The following is a 21815-nucleotide window of genomic DNA, read 5'->3' as shown; positions in this document are numbered from 1 at the left end:
CCTCCATGGGTGAGCCGACGGCCGCGGGCGGGCGCGGCGCCCAACTCAAGCACACCGGTCTCCGCCCCGGCTGGACCACCGGCGCCTGCGCGACCGCCGCGACGACCGCCGCGTACACCGCGCTGCTCACCGGTGACTTCCCCGACCCGGTGACGATCACGCTGCCGAAGGGGCAGACGCCGGCGTTCGCGCTGGCCGCGGAGGAGCTGACGGCCGGGTACGCGATGGCGGCCGTCGTGAAGGACGCCGGCGACGACCCGGACGTCACCCACGGCGCGCTGGTCCGGGCGACGGTACGGATCCTGCCGCCCGGTTCCGGTGTGGTGTTCCGGGCCGGGCCCGGCGTCGGCACCGTCACCCGCCCCGGGCTGCCCCTCGACGTCGGCGAGCCCGCGATCAACCCCGTGCCGCGCCAGATGATGCGCGACCACGTGGCGCGGGTCGCGGCCCGTCACCGCGGCACCGGCGACGCCGAGATCACCGTCTCCGTCGACCACGGCGAGGAGATCGCCCGTTCCACGTGGAACCCGCGCCTCGGCATCCTCGGCGGGCTGTCCGTCCTCGGCACGACCGGGATCGTCGTCCCCTACTCCTGCTCGGCCTGGATCGACTCGATCCGCCGAGGCGTCGACGTGGCGCGGGCGGCGGGCCGTACCCATGTCGCCGGGTGCACGGGATCGACGTCGGAGAAGACGGTCGTGGGGCTCTACGGCCTCCCGGAGGACGCCCTGCTCGACATGGGCGACTTCGCGGGCGCGGTGCTCAAGTACGTACGCAGGCACCCGGTCGACCGGCTCACCGTCTGCGGCGGCTTCGCCAAGCTGTCGAAACTCGCCGCCGGGCACCTGGACCTGCACTCCGCCCGCTCCCAGGTCGACAAGGGTTTCCTCGCGGAACTGGCCCGGGCGGGCGGCGCGGACGAGGCACTGGCGGCGGAGGTGGCCACCGCCAACACCGGCCTCGCCGCACTCCAGTTGTGCGCCGCCCGCGGCGTGCCGCTCGGCGACCTCGTGGCCCTGGCCGCCCGCGACCAGGCGCTCGCGGTGCTCCGGGGGGCGCCAGTCACGGTGGACGTGGTGTGCATCGACCGGGCGGGCACGATCGTGGGACGCAGCACGTCGGCGGGACCGGGGACCGCCACCCCGGCCCCCACCTCCCCGAAGCCCTGACGCACCTCTCCGAAGCCCGGACGAAGCGGGGACTCTCGCCCCCGGCTCCCGCCTCCGTCTCTCGCCCCCGGCTCCTGCCTTCGCTCAGTCCGGATACGTCCGCGGAGTCCAGGCCACCGTCGTGCCGTCGCCCCGCGACACGGTCCGCGTCTGTGACGAGCCGACCAGCAGCAGCGTCCTCATGTCGACGACCGCCGGGTCGAGTTCGGCGAGGCGGACGATCCGTACGCTCTCCTGCGGACCGCCCACGTCGCGGGCGACGACGACCGGGGTGTCCGCGGCCCGATGGGCCAGGAGGACCTCGCGGGCCTTCGCCACCTGCCAGTCGCGGCTGCGCGAGCCCGGGTTGTAGAGGGCGAGCACGAGGTCGGCCGCGGCCGCCGCGCGCAGGCGCTCCTCGACGACCTCCCACGGCTTGAGCCGGTCGGAGAGGGAGATCGTGGCGTAGTCGTGGCCCAGCGGGGCCCCGGCCCTGGCCGCTGCCGCGTTCGCCGCGGTGACGCCCGGCAGGACACGTACGGGCACGTCCGCGTACGCCTCCTGGGAGGCGACCTCCAGCACCGCCGTGGCCATGGCGAAGACCCCGGGGTCGCCGCCCGACACCACGGCCACGCGCCGGCCCCGCCTGGCCAGGTCCAGTGCGAACTCGGCGCGTTCCGACTCCACCTTGTTGTCGGAGCCGTGGCGCCGCTGGCCCGCCCGTTCCGGCACCCGGTCGAGGTAGGTCGTGTAGCCCACCAGGTCGTCGGCGCCGGCCAGCGCGCCCCGCGTCTGCGGCGTCAGCCACAGCGGCCCGGCCGGGCCGGTGCCGACGACCACGACCTCGCCCCGGGGACGCGCGGCGGGAGGCACGGCGTCGACACGGCTCGGCAGCACCGCCACCGAGAAGTACGGCACCGACTCCGGGTCCACGTCCGCCAGCCGCTCCGTGCGCTCGCCGTCCATCGTGGCGCGCTCGACGTACCGCGCGTCCTCCAGCCGCCCTGCCCGGTCCAGCGCGCGCCGCACGGCGGGGAAGGTGCGCCCCAGCTTCATCACCACCGCGGAGTCGGTGGCGGCGAGACGGGCCGTCAGCTCCTCCTCGGGCAGTGTGCCCGGGATGATCGTCAGCACTTCCTCGGCCTCGCACAGCGGCTCCCCGAGCCGTGCGGCGGCCGCGCTCACCGAGGTGACCCCGGGGATCACCTCGGTCGGATAGCGATGGGCCAGCCGCTTGTGCATGTGCTGGTACGAGCCGTAGAAGAGCGGATCGCCCTCGGCGAGCACGGCCACGGTCCGCCCGGCGTCGAGGTGCGCCGCGAGCCGCTCCGCCGCCTCCTCGTAGAAGTCGTCGAGCGCGCCGCGGTACCCGCCGGGATGGTCGGTGGTCTCCACCGTGATCGGGTACATCAGCCGCTCCTCGATGTGGTCGGAGCGCAGGTGCTTCGCCACGATGGAACGCGCGATGGACCGGCCGTGGCGGGCACTGTGGTACGCCACCACGTCGGCCTCGGCGATGACTTCGACCGCCCGCAGAGTCATCAGGGACGGGTCGCCGGGACCCAGCCCGACTCCGTACAGTCGGCCGGCCTGCTGCGTGCTCACTCTGCCTCACTCGCTATCGCGTTGATCGCCGCCGCGGCCATGGCGCTGCCGCCGCGCCGCCCCCGTACCACCAGGTGCTCGATGCCGCCGCCGTGTCCGGCGAGGGCGTCCTTGGACTCGGCGGCGCCGATGAAGCCCACCGGGACGCCGATGACGGCCGCCGGGCGGGGCGCTCCCTCGCCGATCATCTCCAGGAGCCGGAAGAGAGCGGTGGGCGCGTTGCCGACGGCGACGACCGAGCCCTCCATCCGGTCGCGCCACAGTTCGAGGGCGGCGGCGCTGCGGGTCGTTCCGAGGTCCGCGGCGAGCGCGGGCACGGACGGGTCCGACAGCGTGCATATCACCTCGTTGTCGGCGGGCAGCCGCTTGCGGGTGACACCGCTCGCGACCATCTGCGCGTCGCAGAGGATCGGCGCACCGGCGCGCAGGGCCGCGCGGGCGCGGGCCACGACAGCGGGCGAGTACACGAGATCGCGGACGAGGTCGACCATGCCGCAGGCGTGGATCATCCGCACCGCGACCTGGCTGACGTCGGCGGGCAGCGCGGCGAGGTCGGCCTCGGCGCGGATCGTGGCGAAGGACTGGCGGTAGATCTCCGCGCCGTCCTTCTCGTAGTCGAACACTGTGGTCTCGCTCATTTCGTCGTACTCGTACGGTCCTGGGCCCGGGTGTCGGTCCGGTCGGCGGCAGAGGCAGGGGTCTGGGCGGAGGCGTGGGCGGAAGTGGAGGTGGTGCCGGAGAACGGCTCGGTGACGCGGTACGTGCCGTCGGCCGTGGCCACGACGTCCACGTAAGCGCCGTGGGGCCGGCCGCAGCGGCGCTCGCAGCCGGACCAGTACACCGGCGGACCGCCGTGGCGGGCAGCCGTGCCGGCCCGTACGCCGGCCGTCGCGTCGGCCCGTACGTCGGCCAGCGACCTGGCGCACCCGGGGCGGCCGGTGCAGGCGCCGACCCCGTACCAGGGGGAGCCGGCGTCCGTGACGAACCCCGCGTCGGCGAGCCGCCCGAGCCGGGCCCCGGCCACGTCCCGGCTGCCGAACCCGGGCACGACGACCCCGCGCCACGGGGTGAGCCGCACCTCGCCGCCCGGAGCGGGGAGAAGGTGCCGCAGTTGTGCGACGCCGAGCCGCCCGAGCGGCGCGGCCACGGAAAGGGACCAGCCGCCGGGCCCCTTCACGATCCCCGGCAGAGGTCCCGCCCGCACAGCCTCGACGGTGTCGCGGACGCGGGGCTCCGGGGGCCGGGCCTCCGCCGGGACGCCCGCTCGCTCCAGGTGCGCCCCCAGTGCCGGCTCCCGGTCCGCCGGCAGTTCCCGTACCCGCCACGCGCCCGTGTCCGACGCCGCTTCCAGGAAGGCGCCCGCAGCCGCCAACGCGGCCCGCGCCGCGTCGTCCGCGCGTACGCGGAAGGCGGCGGCGCCCACCCGTAGGACCGCCGAACCCTCCGCCTCTGCGAGCAAGGTCACATCCGCGCCGAGTCCCGCCACATCTCCCCGCCCGTCGTCCAGGGCGAACAGGAAACGGCCCGAGAGCCGCGCCGCCCGGCCGCTCGCGCACAGCAGCGCGTCCAGCTCCCGCGCCCACAACTGCACGTCGCCACAGCCGAGTCCGTCGAGTCCGGCCAGCGGCGAGGCCACGACATTGCGCACCCGCTCATGGGTGTCGGACGGCAACAGGCCGCACTCCCGCAGCAGCCCCGCGAGCTCCGCACCGCATCCCCCGGCGAGGCCGCGCAGTTCCACGTTCCCCCGGGACGTGATGCTGACCGCACCGTCGCCCAGTCGCTCCGCCGCATCGGCCAGCACCATGAGCTGACGCGCCGTCAGAAGTCCGGCGGGTACGCGGAGTCGGGCCAGTGGCCCGTCGTCCGCCGCGTGCAGCCGCAGCGCGCCGGGGCAGGCGTCACCTCGGTCCCGTATGCGAGGTTCGCCCGGGTCCGCCGGGGTTGTGGGTGTGGGCGGCATGGCCGCGAGCATACCCACGGCGCAGGCAGCCTCTACTATGCAGACGGCACAGGGTCCCAGGACCCTAGGGAGGAAGCCCGGTGAGAATCCGGCGCGGTCCCGCCACTGTGAACCGGGCCTCGACTTGGCGGCCGGGTGAGTCAGGAACTCCCGCCGACGACGACCACCCGGGGCGCGGAAACCCCGAGGAAGGCCTGCGCACGCGATGACGCACGCGACGACGCCCCCGGCGACGCCCACGATCCTGCTGCTGTCGACCTCCGACACGGACCTGCTCAGCGCCCGCGCGGCCGCGGGACCGGTTCCGTACCGCTTCGCGAACCCCTCCCGCCTCCGCCTCGACGAGCTGCCCGAGCTCCTCGAGGGCACCGCCCTCGTCGTCGTACGCCTCCTCGGCGGCATCCGCGCCTGGCAGGAGTGGATCGACGCCGTGCTCGCCCACGACCGGCCCGTCGTCGTGCTCACCGGCGAACAGGCTCCGGACGCCCAGCTGATGGAGGCCTCCACCGTCCCCATCGGCATCGCGGCCGAGGCGCACGCCTACCTCGCACACGGCGGCCCGGACAACCTGGAGCAGCTCGCCCGGTTCCTGTCCGACACGGTCCTGCTCACCGGCCACGGCTTCGAGCCCCCGGCTCCCGCCCCCACCTGGGGTCCCCTCGACCGCGTCCCGCGCGGCACGACCGGCCCCACGGTCGCCGTGCTCTACTACCGCGCCCACCACATGAGCGGCAACACCGCCTTCGTCGGCGCCCTCTGCGACGCCATCGAGGACGCGGGCGGCCAGGCCCTTCCCCTCTACGTCGCCTCGCTCCGCGCCCCCGAGCCCGAGCTGGTCGACCGGCTCGGCGGCGCCGACGCCGTCGTGACCACGGTCCTCGCCGCCGGCGGCACCAGGCCGGCCGAAGCACAGGCCGCCGAGATGGAGGTGACGGTGCGAAGCGCCGCCGTTCAGGGTGGTGATGGGCGACGGGCGGGCGACGAGGCATGGGACGCGGGCGCGCTCGCCGCGCTCGACGTGCCCGTGCTCCAGGCGCTGTGTCTGACCGGGTCGCGCAGCGCCTGGGAGGAGAGCGACGAGGGCCTGTCCCCGCTGGACGCCGCCAGCCAGGTCGCCGTGCCCGAGTTCGACGGGCGGCTGATCACCGTCCCGTTCTCCTTCAAGGAGATCGACGAGGACGGCCTCCCGGCCTATGTCGCCGACCCCGAGCGCGCGGCCCGCGTCGCCGGGATCGCGGTACGCCACGCCCGGCTCCGCCACATCCCGAACGCCGAGAAGCGCCTCGCGCTCGTCCTCTCCGCGTACCCGACGAAGCACTCCCGCATCGGCAACGCGGTCGGCCTCGACACCCCCGCGTCCGCCGTCACGCTGCTGCGCCGACTCCGCGACGAGGGCTACGACTTCGGCGCCGAGGAGATCCCCGGTCTGTCATCGGGCGACGGCGACGAGCTGATCCGCGCGCTCATCGAGGCGGGCGGCCACGACCAGGACTGGCTCACCGAGGAGCAGCTCGCCCGCAACCCGGTCCGCATCCCCGCCGCCGACTACCGGCGCTGGTACGCGACCCTGCCCGCGGAGCTGCGCGAGCACGTCGAGGAGCACTGGGGTCCCGCGCCCGGCGAGATGTTCCTGGACCGCTCCCGCAACCCCGAAGGCGACATCGTCCTGGCGGCCCTGCGCCGCGGGAACCTCCTGATCGTCATCCAGCCGCCGCGCGGCTTCGGCGAGAACCCGATCGCGATCTACCACGATCCCGACCTGCCGCCCTCGCACCACTACCTGGCCGCCTACCGCTGGATCGCGGCCGCCGCGTCGGACGGCGGCTTCGGCGCCGACGCGATGATCCACCTCGGCAAGCACGGCAACCTGGAGTGGCTGCCCGGCAAGAACGCCGGACTGTCCGCCGCCTGCGCGCCGGACGCCGCACTCGGTGATCTGCCGCTGGTCTACCCGTTCCTCGTCAACGACCCGGGCGAGGGCACCCAGGCCAAGCGCCGGGTGCACGCCACCCTCATCGACCATCTCGTCCCGCCGATGGCCCGCGCAGACTCCTACGGCGACATCGCGCGCCTGGAGCAACTGCTCGACGAGTACGCGCAGATCTCCTCGATGGACCCGGCGAAGCTCCCCGCCATCCGCGCCCAGATCTGGACCCTGATCCAGGCCGCGAAGCTCGACCACGACCTCGGGCTGGACGACCGCCCCGACGACGACGGCTTCGACGACTTCCTGCTGCACGTCGACGGCTGGCTGTGCGAGGTCAAGGACGCCCAGATCCGCGACGGTCTGCATGTCCTCGGCGGCGCCCCCACCGGTCCCGAGCGGGTCAACCTGGTCCTCTCCATCCTCCGCGCCCGCCAGATCTGGGGCGGTGCGACGGCCCTGCCCGGGCTGCGCGAAGCCCTCGGCCTCGACGAGTCGGCCGCGACCCGCACCACCGCCGACGAGGCGGAGGCGGCCGCCCGCGCGCTGGTCGAGGCGATGGAGGCGGCCGACTGGAATCCGGCCGCCGTCGCCTCCGTGTCCCAGGGGCACGGGCAGGCCGTCGCCGACATCCTCGACTTCGCCGCCCGTGAGGTCGTCCCGCGCCTCGCCGCGACGACCGACGAACTCGACCACGCCGTCCACGCGTTGAACGGCGGCGCCGTACCGGCCGGCCCCTCCGGATCGCCCCTGCGCGGCCTCGTCAACGTGTTGCCGACGGGCCGCAACTTCTACTCCGTCGACCCCAAGGCCGTGCCCTCCCGCCTCGCCTGGGAGACCGGCCAGGCCCTCGCCGAGTCCCTGCTCACCCGCTACCGCACCGACAACGGTGACTGGCCCTCCTCCGTCGGCCTCTCCCTGTGGGGTACGAGCGCGATGCGCACGGCGGGCGACGACGTGGCGGAGGCGATGGCGCTGCTCGGCGTCCGCCCGGTCTGGGACGACGCCTCGCGCCGCGTCAACGGCCTGGAGCCGATCCCGCTCGCCGAGCTGGGCCGCCCGCGCATCGACGTGACCCTCCGTATCTCCGGCTTCTTCCGGGACGCCTTCCCGCACGTCATCGGTCTTCTCGACGACGCGGTCCGGCTGGCCGCCTCGCTCGACGAGCCCGCCGCTGACAACTTCGTACGGGCCCACGCCCAGGCCGACCTCGCCGCCCACGGCGACGAACGCCGCGCCACCACCCGTATCTTCGGCTCCCGCCCGGGTACGTACGGCGCGGGACTGCTCCAGCTCATCGACTCCCGCGACTGGCGCACCGACGCCGACCTCGCCGAGGTCTACACGGTGTGGGGCGGCTACGCGTACGGCCGGGGCCTCGAAGGCCGCCCGGCCCGCGACGAGATGGAGACGGCGTACAAGCGGATCGCGGTCGCGGCGAAGAACACGGACACCCGCGAGCACGACATCGCCGACTCCGACGACTACTTCCAGTACCACGGCGGCATGGTCGCCACCGTGCGTGCCCTGCGCGGGACCGCGCCCGAGGCATACATCGGCGACTCCACCCGCCCCGAGACGGTCCGCACCCGCACCCTCGTCGAGGAGACCTCGCGCGTCTTCCGCGCCCGGGTCGTCAACCCCAAGTGGATCGAGGCGATGCGCCGCCACGGCTACAAGGGGGCCTTCGAACTCGCCGCGACCGTGGACTACTTGTTCGGCTACGACGCCACGACCGGCGTGGTCGCCGACTGGATGTACGACAAGCTCACCGAGGCGTACGTCCTGGACCCCGAGAACCGCGAGTTCCTCCAGCAGGCGAACCCCTGGGCCCTGCACGGAATCGCGGAGCGACTGCTGGAGGCGGAGTCCCGTGGCATGTGGGAGAAGCCCGACCCGGCGGTGATCGAGGCGCTGCGCCAGGTGTTCCTGGAGACGGAAGGGGACCTGGAAGAGGGCGGCGCCTAGGTCCGGCAGGGCCTGTCCGGCGGACCTTCGCGGTTGCCTTATTGGTTTGCCGTCGGCGAGCACGGTCGGACAGGTAGTTGCGGACGATGATGCCGGTGGACAGCAACAGGCCTGTGACGATGGGGAGTCTGCGGGCCGCGGTGAAGTGACATCCGGCATCACCGGTGTCCGGGCGGCGGCATCACCGGCGCCCGGACCACCTCACAGATGACGCAGCAGCGCGTGCAGCGCGGGGTTGTCGTTGGCCTTGCGCCACACCAGGTTCAGCTCGACCGGCTGCGGCACGGGCAGCGCGACGGCCCTGAACGTGATGCCCGCGAACCGCATCTGGGCCGCCGCCTCGGGGACGAGCGCGATGCCCCAGCCCGCGTTGACCATCGCCAGGATGCTGTGGACCTGGCTGAGGTACTGGACGAACACGGGCGCGACCTGCGCGGTGCGGAAGACGCTGATCAGCAACTCGTGGAAGTAGCGCGCCTCCACGGGCGAGTACATGAGGAACTCCTGCCCGTCGAAGTCCTCGACCTGCAGCGGCTCCTCGCCGCCGGTGAACGGGTGGCCGGTGGGCAGGGCCGCGAGCAGACCCTCCCGGATGGCCGGCCGTGTCTCCAGATCGGGACCGATCGCCGCCGGACGCACCATGCCGAGGTCGAGTGCGCCTTCGGTCAGGGCCTCCAGCTGGTCGCGGGTGACCATCTCGCGCAGCACGATCTCGGTGCCCGGCATGGTCTCGCGGGCGATGCCGAGCAGCTTGCCGAGCGTGGAGTAGGCGCTCGCCGCCGTGAAGCCGACGGCGATGGCGCCGGCCTCCCCGGCGGAGACCTGCCGTACGGCGAGGGTGGCGTGCTCCGACTGGCGCAGGATGCGGCGCGCCTCGTTCAGGAAGGCGCGTCCCGCCGGCGTGAGCCGCACGGACCGGTTGGTGCGGTCCAGGAGCTGTACGCGCAGCTCGCTCTCCAGCAGCTGGATCTGCCGGCTCAGTGGGGGCTGGGTCATCCGGAGCCGTTCGGCGGCCCGGGTGAAGTGCAGTTCCTCTGCGACGGCGACGAAGCTCGTCAGTTGCGTCAGCGTGAACAACCATGCCCTCCCGGTATCAGTACATCCAAAACTAATGTTGGACGTGGATCGATCGCCGACCTTAGCGTCGTGGGCGTAGTCGAGTGACCGACGCAAGGACCGCCCGCCTCACACCCAGGGAGACGATGTGGTGACCACGACGCAGACGACCACGAAGGCCGCGCACGCCGCGCATGGCGCGCATGGCGCGGGCGAGGCGACGCTCGACACGATCTCCTGGATCAAGCTGTCCTCGGTGACCCTGCCGCTGGCCACCCCGGTCAGCGACGCGAAGGTCCTGACCGGCCGCCAGAAGCCCATGACCGAGGTCGCGTTCCTCTTCGTGGAGCTGGCCACCGAGGCCGGTCACCAGGGCATCGGCTTCAGCTACGCCAAGCGCGCCGGCGGCCCCGGCCAGTTCGCCCACGCCCAGGAGATCGCCCCGAACCTGATCGGCGAGGACCCCAGCGACATCGGCAGGCTCTGGACCAAGCTCGTCTGGGCCGGCGCCTCGGTGGGCCGCAGCGGACTGGCCACGCAGGCCGTCGCCGCGTTCGACATCGCCCTGTGGGACCTCAAGGCCAAGCGCGCGGGCCTGCCGCTGGCCAAGCTCCTCGGCGCTCACCGGGACTCCGTGCGCTGCTACAACACCTCCGGCGGCTTTCTGCACACCCCCACAGAAGAGGTGCTGGAGAACGCCACGGCCTCGCTCGCCAGCGGCATCGGCGGCCTGAAGATCAAGGTGGGCCACCCCGACGGCAAGCAGGACCTGCGCCGGCTGACCGCCGTGCGCGAGCACGTCGGCGACGACGTGCCGCTCATGGTCGACGCCAACCAGCAGTGGGACCGGCCCACCGCCCAGCGCATGGGGCGGGCACTGGAGGAGTTCGGCCTCGTATGGATCGAGGAGCCGCTGGACGCGTACGACGCCCAGGGCCACGCCGCGCTCGCCGCCTCCCTGGACACGCCCGTCGCCACCGGCGAGATGCTCGCCGGCGTGGCCGAGCACTGGGAGCTGATCCGCACCGGCGCCGCGGACATCATCCAGCCCGACGCCCCGCGCATCGGCGGCATCACCCAGTTCCTCAAGCTGGCCGCGCTCGCCGACCACCACCAGCTGCAGCTCGCACCGCACTTCGCCATGGAGATCCACCTCCACCTGGCCGCCGCCTATCCGTCCGAGCCGTGGGTGGAGCACTTCGACTGGCTGGAGCCGCTCTTCGACGAGCGCCTGCACATCGGCGACGGCCGGATGCACGTCCCGTCCCGCCCCGGCCTCGGCATCACCCTCAGCGACCAGGCCCGCGCCTGGACCGTGGCGACGTACGAGACCGGCACCCGCGCCTGACGCGCCGCCCACCGCGGCCCGGTTCTCCTCCGGAGCGCGTCAGTTCTCCCGCCGCCTTCCCCTTCACCTCTGGAGCAGTACGCAGATGACGTCCTTCACCCCGGCCGAGCTCGGCCGTCGCATCGGGTCCGGGCTGCTGTCGTTCCCGGTGACCCACTTCAGACCGTCCGACCTCGCCTTCGACGAGAGCGCCTACCGCGACCACATCGCCCGGCTCTCCGCGTACGAGACCGGCGGCCTGTTCGCCGCGGGCGGCACCGGCGAGTTCTTCTCGCTCACCCCCGGCGAGGTGGGGCAGGTCGTCCGCGCCGCCGCGCGGACCGCGCCCGAGTCGACCCCGGTCCTCGCCCCGGCCGGCTACGGCACCCGTACCGCGGTCGAGTTCGCCGCCGCCGCGGAGCGCGATGGTGCCGACGGGATCCTGCTCTTCCCGCCGTATCTCACCGAGGCCGGGCAGGAGGGCCTGGCCCGCCACGTCGAGGCCGTCTGCCGCGCCACCTCGCTCGGCGTCATCGTCTACAGCCGCGCCAACGCCGTCTACACCGCCGACACCCTCGCCCGGCTCGCCGACAGCTGCCCGAACCTCATCGGCTACAAGGACGGCGTCGGCGACATCGACACCATGACCCGGATCTACACCCGCCTCGGCGAACGGCTCACCTACATCGGCGGCCTGCCCACCGCCGAGACCTTCGCCCTGCCCTATCTCGAACTCGGCGTCACGACCTACTCGTCCGCCATCTTCAACTTCCTGCCCGACCTCGCCCTGGAGTTCCACCGCGCCGTGCGCGAGCGCCGTCACGACGCCGTCGTCAAGCTGCTCGGTGACTTCGTCCTGCCGTACACCACGATCCGCGACCGGCAGCCGGGATACGCCGTGGGCATCGTGAAGGCGGGCATGACCGTCACCGGACACGGCGCGGGACCGGTCCGCCCGCCGCTGACCGACCTCACCGCGGACGAGCACGACGAGCTCGCCGCGCTCATCGGCGGCGTCCGTGGTCCCGGCGGGCCTGCCGCGCCGTAAGGATTCCGTCACCGGTCCGAGCGCCCACGGAGCCCGTCACCTGGACTTCAATGGACCCATGAGCAAGAAATCAGTGATCTCCGTCGGTCTGGCCGTCGGCACGCTCCTCGTCGCGGCCGGGCTGTACTGGTTCCAGCCCTGGAAACTGTGGCTGGACGAGACCGTACGGGAGGAGCTTCCGGCGGCGGCCGTGTCCCCGTCGTCCCCGGGCACCACGTCCTCCCCGGATTCCCCCGCCGGACCGAAGGTCCTGGCCACGGGCACCTTCATCAGCCATGAGCACCCCACCGAGGGCAAGGTCAGGATCGTCGAGCTGCCCGACGGCTCCCGCACCCTGCGGCTGGAGGGCCTGGACACCAGCAGCGGCCCCGCCCTGCGGGTCTGGCTCACCGACGCGCCCGTGAAGGAGGGCAAGGACGGCTGGCACGTCTTCGACGACGGCGCGTACGTCAGCCTCGGCGAACTGAAGGGCAACAAGGGCGACCAGAACTACGCCCTGCCCGCCGGCGTCGACCTGAACAGGTACACCAGCGTCAGCATCTGGTGCGACCGCTTCGACGTCTCCTTCGGCGCGGCCGAGCTGTCCGGGGCGGCCGCGTAGCCTGAGAGCACGATGAACATCTTCACCACGTCATGGGGCGACCTCGGGCTGACCCGCTACCCCGAGGACCCCCGTGACCAGCTCCGTGCCTGGGACGCCTCCGACGAGTACCTGCTGCGCCACCTGGAGGGCGAGACCGTCGCGGGCACGGTCGTCGTCCTCGGCGACCGCTGGGGCGCTCTGGTCACGGCGCTCGCCGCCGAGCACCGGCCCGTGCAGATCAGCGACTCGTATCTGACCCAGCAGGCGACCCGCGCGAATCTCGCCCGCAACCGCACTCCCGCCGAGGCCGCCGGCGTACGGCTGCTGTCGACGCAGGACACACCGCCCGACCGGATCGACGTCCTGCTGGTCCGGGTCCCCAAGAACCTGGCCCTGCTGGAGGACCAGCTGCGGCGCCTCGCGCCGCGGCTGACCGCGGACACGCTCGTCGTCGGCACGGGCATGGTGACGGAGATCCACACCTCCACGCTGAAGCTGTTCGAGCGGATCGTCGGGCCGACCCGGACCTCGCTGGCCGTGAAGAAGGCCCGGCTGATCTTCTGCACCCCGGATCCCGCGCTGCTCGGATCCGCCCCCGCCGGCGATCCCTGGCCGCGCCGCTACGACCTGCCCACCGACATCGGGGTGATGTCGGGACGGCCGGTCACCAACCACGCGGGCATCTTCTGCGCCGAGCACCTCGACATCGGCACCCGCTTCCTCCTCCAGCACCTTCCGGACCGCCGCGGCCCGCTCCGGGTCGTGGACCTGGGCTGCGGAAACGGTGTGGTCGGTACGGCGATGGCGGTCGCGAACCCGGACGCCGAGGTGGTGTTCACGGACGAGTCGTTCCAGGCCGTCGCCTCCGCCGAGGCGACGTTCCGGGAGAACGCGGGACCGGCGGCCAAGGCCGGGTTCCTGGTCGGTGACGCGCTGTCGGGAGTGGAGCGCGAGTCGGTGGACCTCGTACTGAACAATCCGCCGTTCCACACCCATCGCGCCCTGACCGACAGCACGTCCTGGCGCATGTTCAGCGGCTCGCGCAGGGCACTTCGGCCCGGCGGTGAGCTGTGGGTGATCGGCAACCGGCACCTCGGCTACCACGTCAAGCTGCGGCGGCTCTTCGGCAACTGCGAGACCGTGGCGAGCAACCCGAAGTTCGTGGTCCTGCGCGCGGTGAAGCAGCGCTGAGCACCCACGGCGAAGGGCCCGGTCCGGCGATCGACGAGCGATCCTTCGGACCGGGCCCCTGGGCCGGGCCGTGGCAGGGCGGGCTCAGTGGTTCTCAGTGGTTGTTGACGCCGTTGCCGGACAGCACCGGGATGTCGTCCAGGACGTGCGACAGCGGCTCGTCACCCTTGGCCTGGGTCGAGTTCTCCGCGCACTGCTGGCTCTGCGGGTTCGACAGGACGTTGACGTCCTGGACACCCACCGGCACGAGGCCGACGAGCGAGCCGGCGTTGGCCTTGGCGGGCAGACCGACGCAGAGCTTGTTCAACGAGCCCTGAACCGCGCTGAGCTGCGGGCTCTGGTTGCCGTACGTGGCCGAGTTGCCGAACACCTGAGAGGCGTCGTTGCCGCTCAGCGACGTGGTGCCGGCGTCGTCACCGATGGCGAGTGCCTGCGGGGCGGCGGTCAGCGAGACTCCGGCCACAGACGCGGTCACAGCCGCGGCTGCCCACAGCTTCTTCATGATGATTCCCTTCAGGGCTTCTTCAGGACGCGCACTCCACCGATGAAGTGACGCAATGATCAACAGCGCCGTCCGGGTGGCGGTTGCGGCCTGTAACCCGAACAGCGGAGCGCGGATCGGCGCCGGACGGAGCGGTTCGGTTCTTTTGCACCCAGAACAGGAGCGGTACGGGATATTGGGGTCATGGCGGAGCACAAGGGCCGTTGGGAACGGCAGGGGCTGATTCCGGCGAGCCGTAGAGAACCGGAGAGCCCCACGGCGCCGGCGGATCGTGGGAGGCCGGCGCCCAGGCCGTTCGCGGACCGTTCGGTGGAGCCCATCTACGCGTCTCTCATGACCAGTTGGTACGCCCAGGGCAGAACCCTCCCCGGCGTCCAGGACCGGGAATGGGCCGCGCTCGTCTCCTGGTCCTGGCCGCGCTGGTGACGCGCCGCGCCCCGTGACCGCACGGGGCCGGACAGCACGGGGCCGGGCCGCCGCGGCGTACCGCGACGGCCCGGCCCTGGACTGCGTGAGACCGGTCAGCCGTTGCCCTGGCCGTTGCCGGACAGCACCGGGATGTCGTTCAGGATGTGCGACAGCGGCTCGTCGCCCTTGGCCTGGGTCGAGTTCTCCGTGCACTGCTGGTTCTGCGGGTTCGACAGGACGTTGACGTCCTGGACACCCACCGGCACGAGGCCGACGAGCGAGCCGGCGTTGGCCTTGGCGGGCAGGCCGATGCAGGGCTTGTTCAGCGAGCCCTGGATGAGCGCCATCTGCGGGCTCTGGTTGCCGTACGTGGCCGAGTTGCCGAACACCTGCGAGGCGCCGACGCCGCTGGCCGAGGTGGTACCCGTGTCGTTGCCGATGGCCAGGGCCTGCGGTGCCGCCGCGGCCGAGACGCCGACGATGGACGCGGTGACGGCGACGGCCGCCATAGCCTTCTTGATCACGACTGATCCCTTTCTGGGGATTCTGAGAGGGGACTGAGAGCCCGACCGAGAGCCCGTTCCCGGAGCCTCCTGACCAACTCCGGCCTCCGGAGTTGGTTCTTCCGCTTCACTCCAAAGGGCTGTCCGCGACGCCCGCCCGGAGCGTGCGGAAATGATTCGCCGATCCGGTCCCGCACACGCCGCGGAGGCGGCGCCATGAGGGCTGTTCGGGTGAAGTCCCGAAACCAAACGGCTGCCGTTCAGTTTGAGTCGGTGCGCAGACGAGCTCGTGTGTTCCTGCAGAAAGGCAATCAAGTGATGATCAAGAAGGTTATGGCCGCAGCTGCGGTCACGGCCTCCGTAATCGGTGTCTCGGCCGCCGCAGCGCCCCAGGCCCTCGCGATCGGTGACGACACCGGTACCACGTCCGCCAGCGGCGTCGGCGCCTCGCAGGTGTTCGGGAACTCGGCCACGTACGGCAACCAGAGCCCGCAGCTCGCCCTGGTCCAGGGTTCGCTGAACAAGCCCTGTGTCGGTCTGCCCGCCAAGGTCAACGCAGGTTCGCTGGTCGGCCTCGTGCCGGTGGGTGTCCAGGACGTCAACGTCCTGTCGAACCCGCAGAACCAGCAGTGCACGGAGAACTCGACCCAGGCCAAGGGCGACGAGCCGCTGTCGCACATTCTGTCCGACATCCCGGTGCTGTCCGGCAACGGCGAGGGCAACGGCTGAGTTCATCTCCACCCCCAATACCGGGAATTGCCGGACGGGCATCCGAGTGAATGCGCGGAGTCTGTATAGCCTGACGGTTTCTTCGGCGGGCACTCTTCGTTGTCAAGGCGTCAGTGGTATTGCCCCGTGCATTACCACGGCGCCGAGATGACCGCCGAACAGAAGGAACCGAAATGAAGTTGAGGAAGACCACGACGGTGCTGGCGGGGCTGGTGTTGGCCATGGGCATGGCCGCTCCCGCCTTTGCGGACTCCGGTGCGACGGGTGTCGCGACCGGTTCGCCGGGAGTGCTGTCCGGGAACGTCATTCAGATTCCCGTACACATTCCGGTCAATGCGTGCGGCAACTCCGTCAACCTCCTCGCCCTGCTGAACCCTGCGTTCGGCAACACCTGTGTGAACGGCTGACAATCAGCCCTCGCACGCAGCCCTGAAGGGTCGTTTTCCGCCGGTCCTGGGGTGTGCCGCCCGGTGCATCCCAGGACCGGCTCGCGAAGCGGAAGCGGGAAAGAAATAAGATGCGACAGGTCATGACCAAGGGAATTCTGACGGCCGCTGCGGCCACCGGCATTCTTTCCTTGACAAGTGTGTACGCCAGCGCTGACTCCAGCGCCGACGCGGAGGCCGCGAACTCGCCCGGCGTGCTGTCGGGCAACAACGTCCAGGTACCCGTGGACGTCCCGGTCAACCTCTGCGGGAACACCGTCAACGTCGTCGGTCTGCTGAACCCGGCAGGCGGCAACGCCTGCGCCAACGGCGGAGGCGACGCGGCGGCAGGAGAGTCCGGCGCGAGCGCCGAGAGCTCCGTCACGGACTCGCCGGGTGTGGCGTCCGGCAACAGTGTCCAGGTCCCGGTCAGCGTCCCGGTCAACGCCTGCGGGAACACCGTCGACGTCGTCGGTCTGCTGAACCCGGCAGGCGGCAACGCCTGCGCCAACGGCGCGGTCGAGCCTCCGGTGACGCCGAACACCCCGGACACCCCGGACACGCCCGACACCCCGGACACGCCTGACACCCCGGACACTCCGAACACGCCGGAGACGCCCGACACCCCGGACACTCCGAACGTCCCCGAGGTGCCGGAGATCCCCGACCTGCCGGAGCTTCCCGAGGTGCCTGAGGTCCTGGTGCCCGTCGTGGACACCCCGGACGACGGCCAGATCGTCGACTCGACCGGTACGTCCGGTGAGCTTGCGCAGACCGGCAGCGACGCCGGCATGCTGGCCACCGGTGCCGCCGCGGTCGCGCTGCTGGCCGGTGGCGCGCTGCTGTACCGGCGCGGGGCGGCTGCCGCGCGGCGCTGAGTGACCGCGATCCCCGCCTGATTCCCGGCCGGGAGAGTCCTCTCATCGGACTCTCCCGGCCGGATGCGTCGTGTGCGGCCGCGCACGTACGCGCGAGCTCGTCAGCGGCTCCCCGCGCCAGCGGGTCCTCGTACGCGGGGTTCTTGTCCGTGGATCCTCGTACGCCCACCGGGCGCACCGCGCTCAACCGCCGACGCGGCTCCCGCTCCGGGACCGTACGGCCGTCACGTCGCGGTAGACGTCCGCGACCGCGCCCGCGGTGTGCCGGACGTCATGCGCGCAGAGGACGTGCTGATGGCCCTGGTGGCCCAGCGTGGTCCGCAGCGGGGCGTTGAGCAGCAGGTCTCCGACGGCCGTGGCCAGCGCGTAGGGATCCTGAGAAGGCGTCAGGCAGAAGAGCGCGTGCCCCGGGGGCAGGCTCTCCCTGGCCCCGTCGACATCGGTGACGACGACGGCACGGCCGCATGCCATGGCCTCGAGCGGCGCCAGTGCCATGCTCTCCCGGCGGGACGCGAGGACCACGAGGTCGGCCGCCCGGTACCAGGGCGCCACGTCCGCCTCGGCGCCCGCGAACCGTACGGACGCGGGCGCCTCCACGCGCAGGGCCTCGGCTCCGGGTCCGTCGCCGACCAGGACGAGACAGGCGTTGGGCAGTCGGCGCAGGACGTGCTCCCAGGCCGCGAGCAGCACGTCCTGGCCCTTGCGCCGGCACAGACGTCCCACGCACACCACGAGGGGCGCGGACTCGGGCAGATCGGCGACCAGGGGCGGCAGGGCGCGCGGCCGGTCCTCCGGGGCGGGCCGGAACCGCTCGGTGTCCACGCCGTTGGGGACGACGGTCCACCGGGCCTCGATGCCCGCCCGTGCGCCGGCGCGCTGCTCCGCCTCGCTGACACAGACGATCCGGTCCGTCCAGCGTGCGCCATAGCGCTCCCAGTGACGCGCGAGCCGGGCGCCGATGCCGTCGGCCGCCTCGAAGGCCCAGGCGTGCGGCTGGAACACGGTGGGGATCCGGCCGCGCACGGCGAGGCGGGCGGCCAGTCCGGCCTTGGCGCCGTGCGCGTGAACGACCCGCGGGCGTACCCGTTCCAGGATCCCCGAGAGCTGACCCACCTGCGGGAGCAGCAGCGGCCCTGCCGCCCGGCCGGCGCGCCACCGGTGGACGTCGGCGCCGAGCGCGCGTGCGGTGTCCCCGAGGACCCCGCCGCCGGGGCAGGCCACGGCCACCCGGAGTCCGGTGCGCACCTGATCGGTCACCAGATCCGTGACGATCCGGGCCACCCCGCCGTCGACGGGCTGCACGACGTGGAGCACTTCCGGAAAGGATTTCGGGCCGTCGCGCATCGGGAATCGATCCGGCTGCTGCCGGAACTCAGCATGCTGCGCAGATCGTCGATTCCGGTTCATATCCAAGGGTATTCACATGAGCGGGCCGGTGAGCAGTTTGCTTCGTGTGCTCTTTGCCTGTGCGGGACGCGAGGCGACTCTAGCCCCTTTTCCTTTCCGGATCCGCACGGGAAGACAGAGGCCGGATTAATCCTTTTGGCGAGCATCCGTGTCCGGAGTTCCCATGTCGTCGTTGATGGTTGCGCCTCATCGGTTACCCGGAAGGAAGAATGATGAAGCGAATCGCCAAGTCGGTCATGTTCGTGGGCACGGGTGCCGCCCTGATGATGGGCGGCGCGGGCGCGGCCGTGGCCGACAGCGGGGCCAACGGCGCCGCCACGGGGTCGCCCGGTGTCGGGTCCGGCAACGTGGTCCAGGTTCCGGTCCACGTCCCGGTGAACGTCTGCGGCAACACCGTCGACGTCGTCGCCCTGCTGAACCCCGCGTTCGGCAACGCCTGCGCCAACGACTGACGCGTGCCCAGGCGTCCGGCGGCGACCCGCCGCCGGACGCGGGGCATTCGTACCGGCCGACCGGTATTCACTCCTTCGGCCGCACAACCTGGCAGTCCCTGCTGCCGTTGAACCAAGGACCGGGCAGTCATGCACGGCCACTGAACATTTTGACCAAGGAGTGCTTCTCCATGTCGCGTACCGCGAAGGCTTTCGTTCTGTCCACCCTCGCCGCTGCCGCTGTTGCGGGCTCCACCGGCATTGCCTCTGCCGACGCCGGCGCGGAGGGCGCTGCGGCGGGCTCGCCGGGCGTGCTCTCGGGCAATGTCGTCCAGGTTCCGGTCCACGTGCCGGTCAACGTCTGCGGCAACACCGTGAACGTCATCGGCCTGCTCAACCCGGCCTTCGGCAACGCCTGCGTCAACGACTGACCGTTCGGCGCGTCGTCCCCGGGCCGCTCCCCCCGCCACGGCGGGGGGAGCGGCCTTTTGCCTGCACCGCCGCCGTCCCCGCTTTTGATACGAACATCCGAACGGAGAACTTCATTCGGGTGGGGATAGGAGAATCCCGGGGATTCGGAGTTTCTGACCTGATGTCGGATCGTTACAGAGCATGTAACAGCACGACAGGCACGCACGACAGGCATGCTCAGCATCCGCAATGTGCCTGAAGGTACGTCACATGTGCGCGCGACACGCGTTGCCGAAGGAGAGATTCACTGATGAAGCCCATGAAGGTCGCCGCGGTCGTCGCCGGTTCCCTGGTCGCCGCGGGTGCCTCGGCCCCGGCTTTCGCCGCTTCCGAGCTCACTCCGACCAGCCTCAACGGGGCCGTGGGGACGGTCGCGAGCCAGACCACCTCCGCCGTGGAGCCGATCACGAACCGGACGCTGGACACGGAGCAGAAGGGCTCGCTGCTCAACTCCGTCCAGGGCGCCACGAACGACCTCAACAAGCAGGGCAAGGGCGGCGCGGGCCAGCTCCTCGGCGGACTTCCGCTGGGCTCCTGACCGCCTGCCGGCGCGTCCTCCGCGCCCCTGCCGGGCCGCCGTGCCGGTGCGTACGAGTGAGCGGGCGCGACCCCTTCGGGGTAATCGGCGGGCCGGCTCCCCCGCGAGTGTGACATGGGCGCCCGGGGTATCCCGATAAGTCGCTAAGGTCCGACCGTGACCTCAACCCCCAGCGCTGTACGCGCCTTCCGCCCGGCCCAACTGGGCACGCTCGTCGTCATCGCCTGGAGCGGCGAACATCCCGACGACGAGCGCGACATGCCCTTCCTGCTGGCCTACGCACTCGGGGACGGCACCGGCGGCCCCGAAGCGGCGGGGGCGGCCGCCCGGCAGCTGCTCGAAGAGGTGGGGCTGCCGGTGGGGAGCGAGTACGTGGACGCCGCGGAGGCCGTCGGTCTGCCCGTCACGCTGCTCGTCGAGGCGGGTCAGGCAGTCCTGACGATGCCTCATCTCAGCGCCCAGTGCCCGGTGCCGCAGGAGTGGCTGGCCGCGGTACGCGACCGGGGTCACGTGTACTTCATCTTCGCCACCCGGCCCTGGCCGGAGGCGGCGCCCGGGGTGCCGGTCTCGGAGGACATGCTGCGGGAGTTCGTCGGCGACGAGGCGGTGCTGTCGACCGCCGCGCACTGTTTGCTGCCGGTGCGTCAGCTGCGTGGGTGACGCCGATCCGGACGACTCATGACGTCCGGACGGCAAAAGGCCCGGCGGGCGGCTGTATGACCGCCTGCCGGGCCTTGATTACGCCTTGCGGATCAAAGGTGCCGGGGCCCGCTCGCCGGGCGGTCGGCCGCGGAGGTCGCGACCGGCCGGGTGGTCCCGGCGAGCTCGAGTGGTATCCAGGCGGCCGGGGCGGCGGCCGCCGCCGGGTGGCGAAGCGTCAGCTTCATGGTCGGTCTCCTTGTCAACAAGGGTCAGGGACATCCGCGACGCTAATCGGAATCTGACGATCCGTCGTGTTGAGCGGGACGGCGATTACTGCGTGTGCGCATCGGCCCAGGTGACGACGGGCCGGGCCACGGACCCGCGGAACCGGTCGGCGGAAAGGGAACAGGGGAGAGACATGGGGACACGAGCAAGGACGCGCGTCCCGCGACCGGCGACGGCAGCGGACGACACCACGGCGGTGGAGGCCGGCGGCAGCCGGGGCTTCGCCCTGCTGCTCGTCCTCGCGGGGGCGGCGGGACTGCTCGCGTCGTGGGTCATCACGATCGACAAGTTCAGACTGCTGGAGGACCCGGGCTTCACCCCGGGGTGCAGCCTCAACCCGGTGGTGTCCTGCGGCAACATCATGAAGAGCGAGCAGGCGGCGGCCTTCGGCTTCCCCAACCCGATGCTGGGCCTCGTGGCGTACGCCGTCGTGATCGGCGTCGGGGCCGGGCTGCTGGCGGGCGCCCGCTACCGCCGCTGGTTCTGGCTCGCCCTCAACGCGGGGGCCCTCTTCGGCGTCGTGTTCTGCACCTGGCTCCAGTTCCAGTCGCTGTACCGCATCGGCGCGCTGTGCCTGTGGTGCTGTCTCGCCTGGATCGCCACGATCCTGCTGTTCTGCTACGTCACCCGGCACACCGTGGAACACCGGATGCTCCCGGCGCCGGCCGGCCTGCGCAGCGGTCTGCGCGAGTTCGGCTGGGTGCCGCCGGTGCTCTGGGCCGGGATCATCGGAATGCTGATCATGACGCGCTGGTGGGACTTCTGGACGAGCTGACGCCGGAC

Annotated in this window: 22 protein-coding genes and 1 riboswitch; of the genes, 14 read left to right on the top strand and 8 right to left on the bottom strand. The window is 71.9% G+C overall.

Features of this window, described 5'->3' with window-relative positions:
* The first annotated feature begins 5 nt into the window (after positions 1 to 5).
* Complete coding sequence (locus tag ACIQMR_RS05985; protein WP_401383395.1) at positions 6 to 1169, top strand: cobalt-precorrin-5B (C(1))-methyltransferase; 1164 nt, start codon at positions 6 to 8, stop codon at positions 1167 to 1169.
* Positions 1170 to 1253: 84 nt separating this feature from the next.
* On the opposite strand, the gene ACIQMR_RS05980 is transcribed toward ACIQMR_RS05985, so the two are convergent.
* The 3 genes from ACIQMR_RS05980 to ACIQMR_RS05970 are packed head-to-tail and all read right to left on the bottom strand — an operon-like array spanning position 1254 to position 4716.
* A complete protein-coding gene (locus tag ACIQMR_RS05980) occupies positions 1254 to 2753 on the bottom strand; it encodes a precorrin-2 C(20)-methyltransferase (protein ID WP_401383393.1) in 1500 nt (499 codons plus the stop codon).
* Entirely contained in the window at positions 2750 to 3391 is a 642-nt protein-coding gene (locus ACIQMR_RS05975) for a precorrin-8X methylmutase (protein ID WP_401383391.1), read from the bottom strand. Before ACIQMR_RS05975 ends, ACIQMR_RS05980 begins: the two co-directional genes overlap by 4 nt.
* The gene (locus ACIQMR_RS05970) at positions 3388 to 4716 is read right to left on the bottom strand and encodes a cobalamin biosynthesis protein CobG (RefSeq protein WP_401383388.1); all 1329 of its coding nucleotides are present in this window, start codon (positions 4714 to 4716) and stop codon (positions 3388 to 3390) included. Before ACIQMR_RS05970 ends, ACIQMR_RS05975 begins: the two co-directional genes overlap by 4 nt.
* A gap of 33 nt (positions 4717 to 4749) precedes the next feature.
* Positions 4750 to 4885, top strand: a riboswitch (cobalamin riboswitch).
* A 36-nt stretch (positions 4886 to 4921) separates the two neighbouring features.
* Here ACIQMR_RS05970 and cobN point away from each other — a divergent pair.
* Positions 4922 to 8608, top strand: coding sequence for a cobaltochelatase subunit CobN (cobN, locus tag ACIQMR_RS05965; RefSeq protein WP_401383386.1), 3687 nt, complete (start codon positions 4922 to 4924; stop codon positions 8606 to 8608).
* Between the two features lie 201 nt (positions 8609 to 8809).
* Here the strand turns inward: cobN and ACIQMR_RS05960 are convergent, their stop codons facing one another.
* A complete protein-coding gene (locus ACIQMR_RS05960; RefSeq protein WP_401383383.1) occupies positions 8810 to 9685 on the bottom strand; it encodes a LysR substrate-binding domain-containing protein in 876 nt (291 codons plus the stop codon).
* A 127-nt stretch (positions 9686 to 9812) separates the two neighbouring features.
* Between ACIQMR_RS05960 and ACIQMR_RS05955 the strand changes: the two genes are divergently transcribed.
* The 4 genes from ACIQMR_RS05955 to ACIQMR_RS05940 all read left to right on the top strand — a co-directional run bounded on the left by ACIQMR_RS05955 (position 9813) and on the right by ACIQMR_RS05940 (position 13813).
* Positions 9813 to 11012: a mandelate racemase/muconate lactonizing enzyme family protein gene (locus ACIQMR_RS05955; RefSeq protein WP_401383380.1), complete on the top strand. Its 1200-nt coding sequence runs from the start codon at positions 9813 to 9815 to the stop codon at positions 11010 to 11012.
* 85 nt (positions 11013 to 11097) lie between these two features.
* The gene (gene kdgD / locus ACIQMR_RS05950) at positions 11098 to 12039 is read left to right on the top strand and encodes a 5-dehydro-4-deoxyglucarate dehydratase (protein ID WP_401383378.1); all 942 of its coding nucleotides are present in this window, start codon (positions 11098 to 11100) and stop codon (positions 12037 to 12039) included.
* 58 nt (positions 12040 to 12097) lie between these two features.
* Entirely contained in the window at positions 12098 to 12640 is a 543-nt protein-coding gene (locus tag ACIQMR_RS05945) for a DM13 domain-containing protein (RefSeq protein WP_401383375.1), read from the top strand.
* Between the two features lie 12 nt (positions 12641 to 12652).
* A complete protein-coding gene (locus ACIQMR_RS05940) occupies positions 12653 to 13813 on the top strand; it encodes a methyltransferase (RefSeq protein ID WP_401383372.1) in 1161 nt (386 codons plus the stop codon).
* A gap of 94 nt (positions 13814 to 13907) precedes the next feature.
* Here ACIQMR_RS05940 and ACIQMR_RS05935 read toward each other — a convergent pair whose 3' ends face one another.
* Together ACIQMR_RS05935 and ACIQMR_RS05930 are read right to left on the bottom strand one after the other, a co-directional pair.
* Positions 13908 to 14315, bottom strand: coding sequence for a rodlin (locus tag ACIQMR_RS05935; RefSeq protein WP_401383369.1), 408 nt, complete (start codon positions 14313 to 14315; stop codon positions 13908 to 13910).
* Between the two features lie 521 nt (positions 14316 to 14836).
* Entirely contained in the window at positions 14837 to 15247 is a 411-nt protein-coding gene (locus tag ACIQMR_RS05930) for a rodlin (protein WP_401383367.1), read from the bottom strand.
* 297 nt (positions 15248 to 15544) lie between these two features.
* Here ACIQMR_RS05930 and ACIQMR_RS05925 point away from each other — a divergent pair, with 297 nt between their 5' ends.
* The 3 genes from ACIQMR_RS05925 to ACIQMR_RS05915 all read left to right on the top strand — a co-directional run bounded on the left by ACIQMR_RS05925 (position 15545) and on the right by ACIQMR_RS05915 (position 17258).
* Positions 15545 to 15955 (top strand): rodlin, encoded by a 411-nt coding sequence (locus ACIQMR_RS05925; protein WP_266380680.1) that lies wholly within the window; start codon positions 15545 to 15547, stop codon positions 15953 to 15955.
* A 173-nt stretch (positions 15956 to 16128) separates the two neighbouring features.
* Entirely contained in the window at positions 16129 to 16362 is a 234-nt protein-coding gene (locus tag ACIQMR_RS05920; RefSeq protein WP_266384257.1) for a chaplin, read from the top strand.
* Between the two features lie 110 nt (positions 16363 to 16472).
* Positions 16473 to 17258: a chaplin gene (locus ACIQMR_RS05915; protein ID WP_401383362.1), complete on the top strand. Its 786-nt coding sequence runs from the start codon at positions 16473 to 16475 to the stop codon at positions 17256 to 17258.
* Positions 17259 to 17441: 183 nt separating this feature from the next.
* Here ACIQMR_RS05915 and ACIQMR_RS05910 read toward each other — a convergent pair whose 3' ends face one another.
* Entirely contained in the window at positions 17442 to 18602 is a 1161-nt protein-coding gene (locus tag ACIQMR_RS05910) for a glycosyltransferase (RefSeq protein WP_401383360.1), read from the bottom strand.
* 275 nt (positions 18603 to 18877) lie between these two features.
* On the opposite strand from ACIQMR_RS05910, the gene ACIQMR_RS05905 reads away from it, so the two are divergent.
* From ACIQMR_RS05905 to ACIQMR_RS05890, 4 genes are all read left to right on the top strand, one after another.
* Positions 18878 to 19117: a chaplin gene (locus ACIQMR_RS05905; RefSeq protein ID WP_401384083.1), complete on the top strand. Its 240-nt coding sequence runs from the start codon at positions 18878 to 18880 to the stop codon at positions 19115 to 19117.
* 170 nt (positions 19118 to 19287) lie between these two features.
* Complete coding sequence (locus ACIQMR_RS05900) at positions 19288 to 19527, top strand: chaplin (RefSeq protein WP_266380688.1); 240 nt, start codon at positions 19288 to 19290, stop codon at positions 19525 to 19527.
* Positions 19528 to 19817: 290 nt separating this feature from the next.
* Positions 19818 to 20105, top strand: coding sequence for a hypothetical protein (locus ACIQMR_RS05895; RefSeq protein ID WP_401383358.1), 288 nt, complete (start codon positions 19818 to 19820; stop codon positions 20103 to 20105).
* 156 nt (positions 20106 to 20261) lie between these two features.
* Positions 20262 to 20765 (top strand): DUF5949 family protein, encoded by a 504-nt coding sequence (locus ACIQMR_RS05890; protein WP_401383356.1) that lies wholly within the window; start codon positions 20262 to 20264, stop codon positions 20763 to 20765.
* A gap of 92 nt (positions 20766 to 20857) precedes the next feature.
* Here the strand turns inward: ACIQMR_RS05890 and ACIQMR_RS05885 are convergent, their stop codons facing one another.
* Positions 20858 to 20992 (bottom strand): hypothetical protein, encoded by a 135-nt coding sequence (locus tag ACIQMR_RS05885; RefSeq protein ID WP_401383353.1) that lies wholly within the window; start codon positions 20990 to 20992, stop codon positions 20858 to 20860.
* A gap of 173 nt (positions 20993 to 21165) precedes the next feature.
* On the opposite strand from ACIQMR_RS05885, the gene ACIQMR_RS05880 reads away from it, so the two are divergent.
* A complete protein-coding gene (locus ACIQMR_RS05880) occupies positions 21166 to 21807 on the top strand; it encodes a vitamin K epoxide reductase family protein (protein WP_401383352.1) in 642 nt (213 codons plus the stop codon).
* Positions 21808 to 21815 lie beyond the last annotated feature (8 nt).

The sequence above is a fragment of the Streptomyces sp. NPDC091376 genome (assembly GCF_044757085.1).
Classification (GTDB): Bacteria; Actinomycetota; Actinomycetes; order Streptomycetales; family Streptomycetaceae; genus Streptomyces; species Streptomyces pratisoli.
Note: the sequence above shows the minus strand (reverse complement) of the source record. Positions and strands in the feature narration are given on the sequence as shown.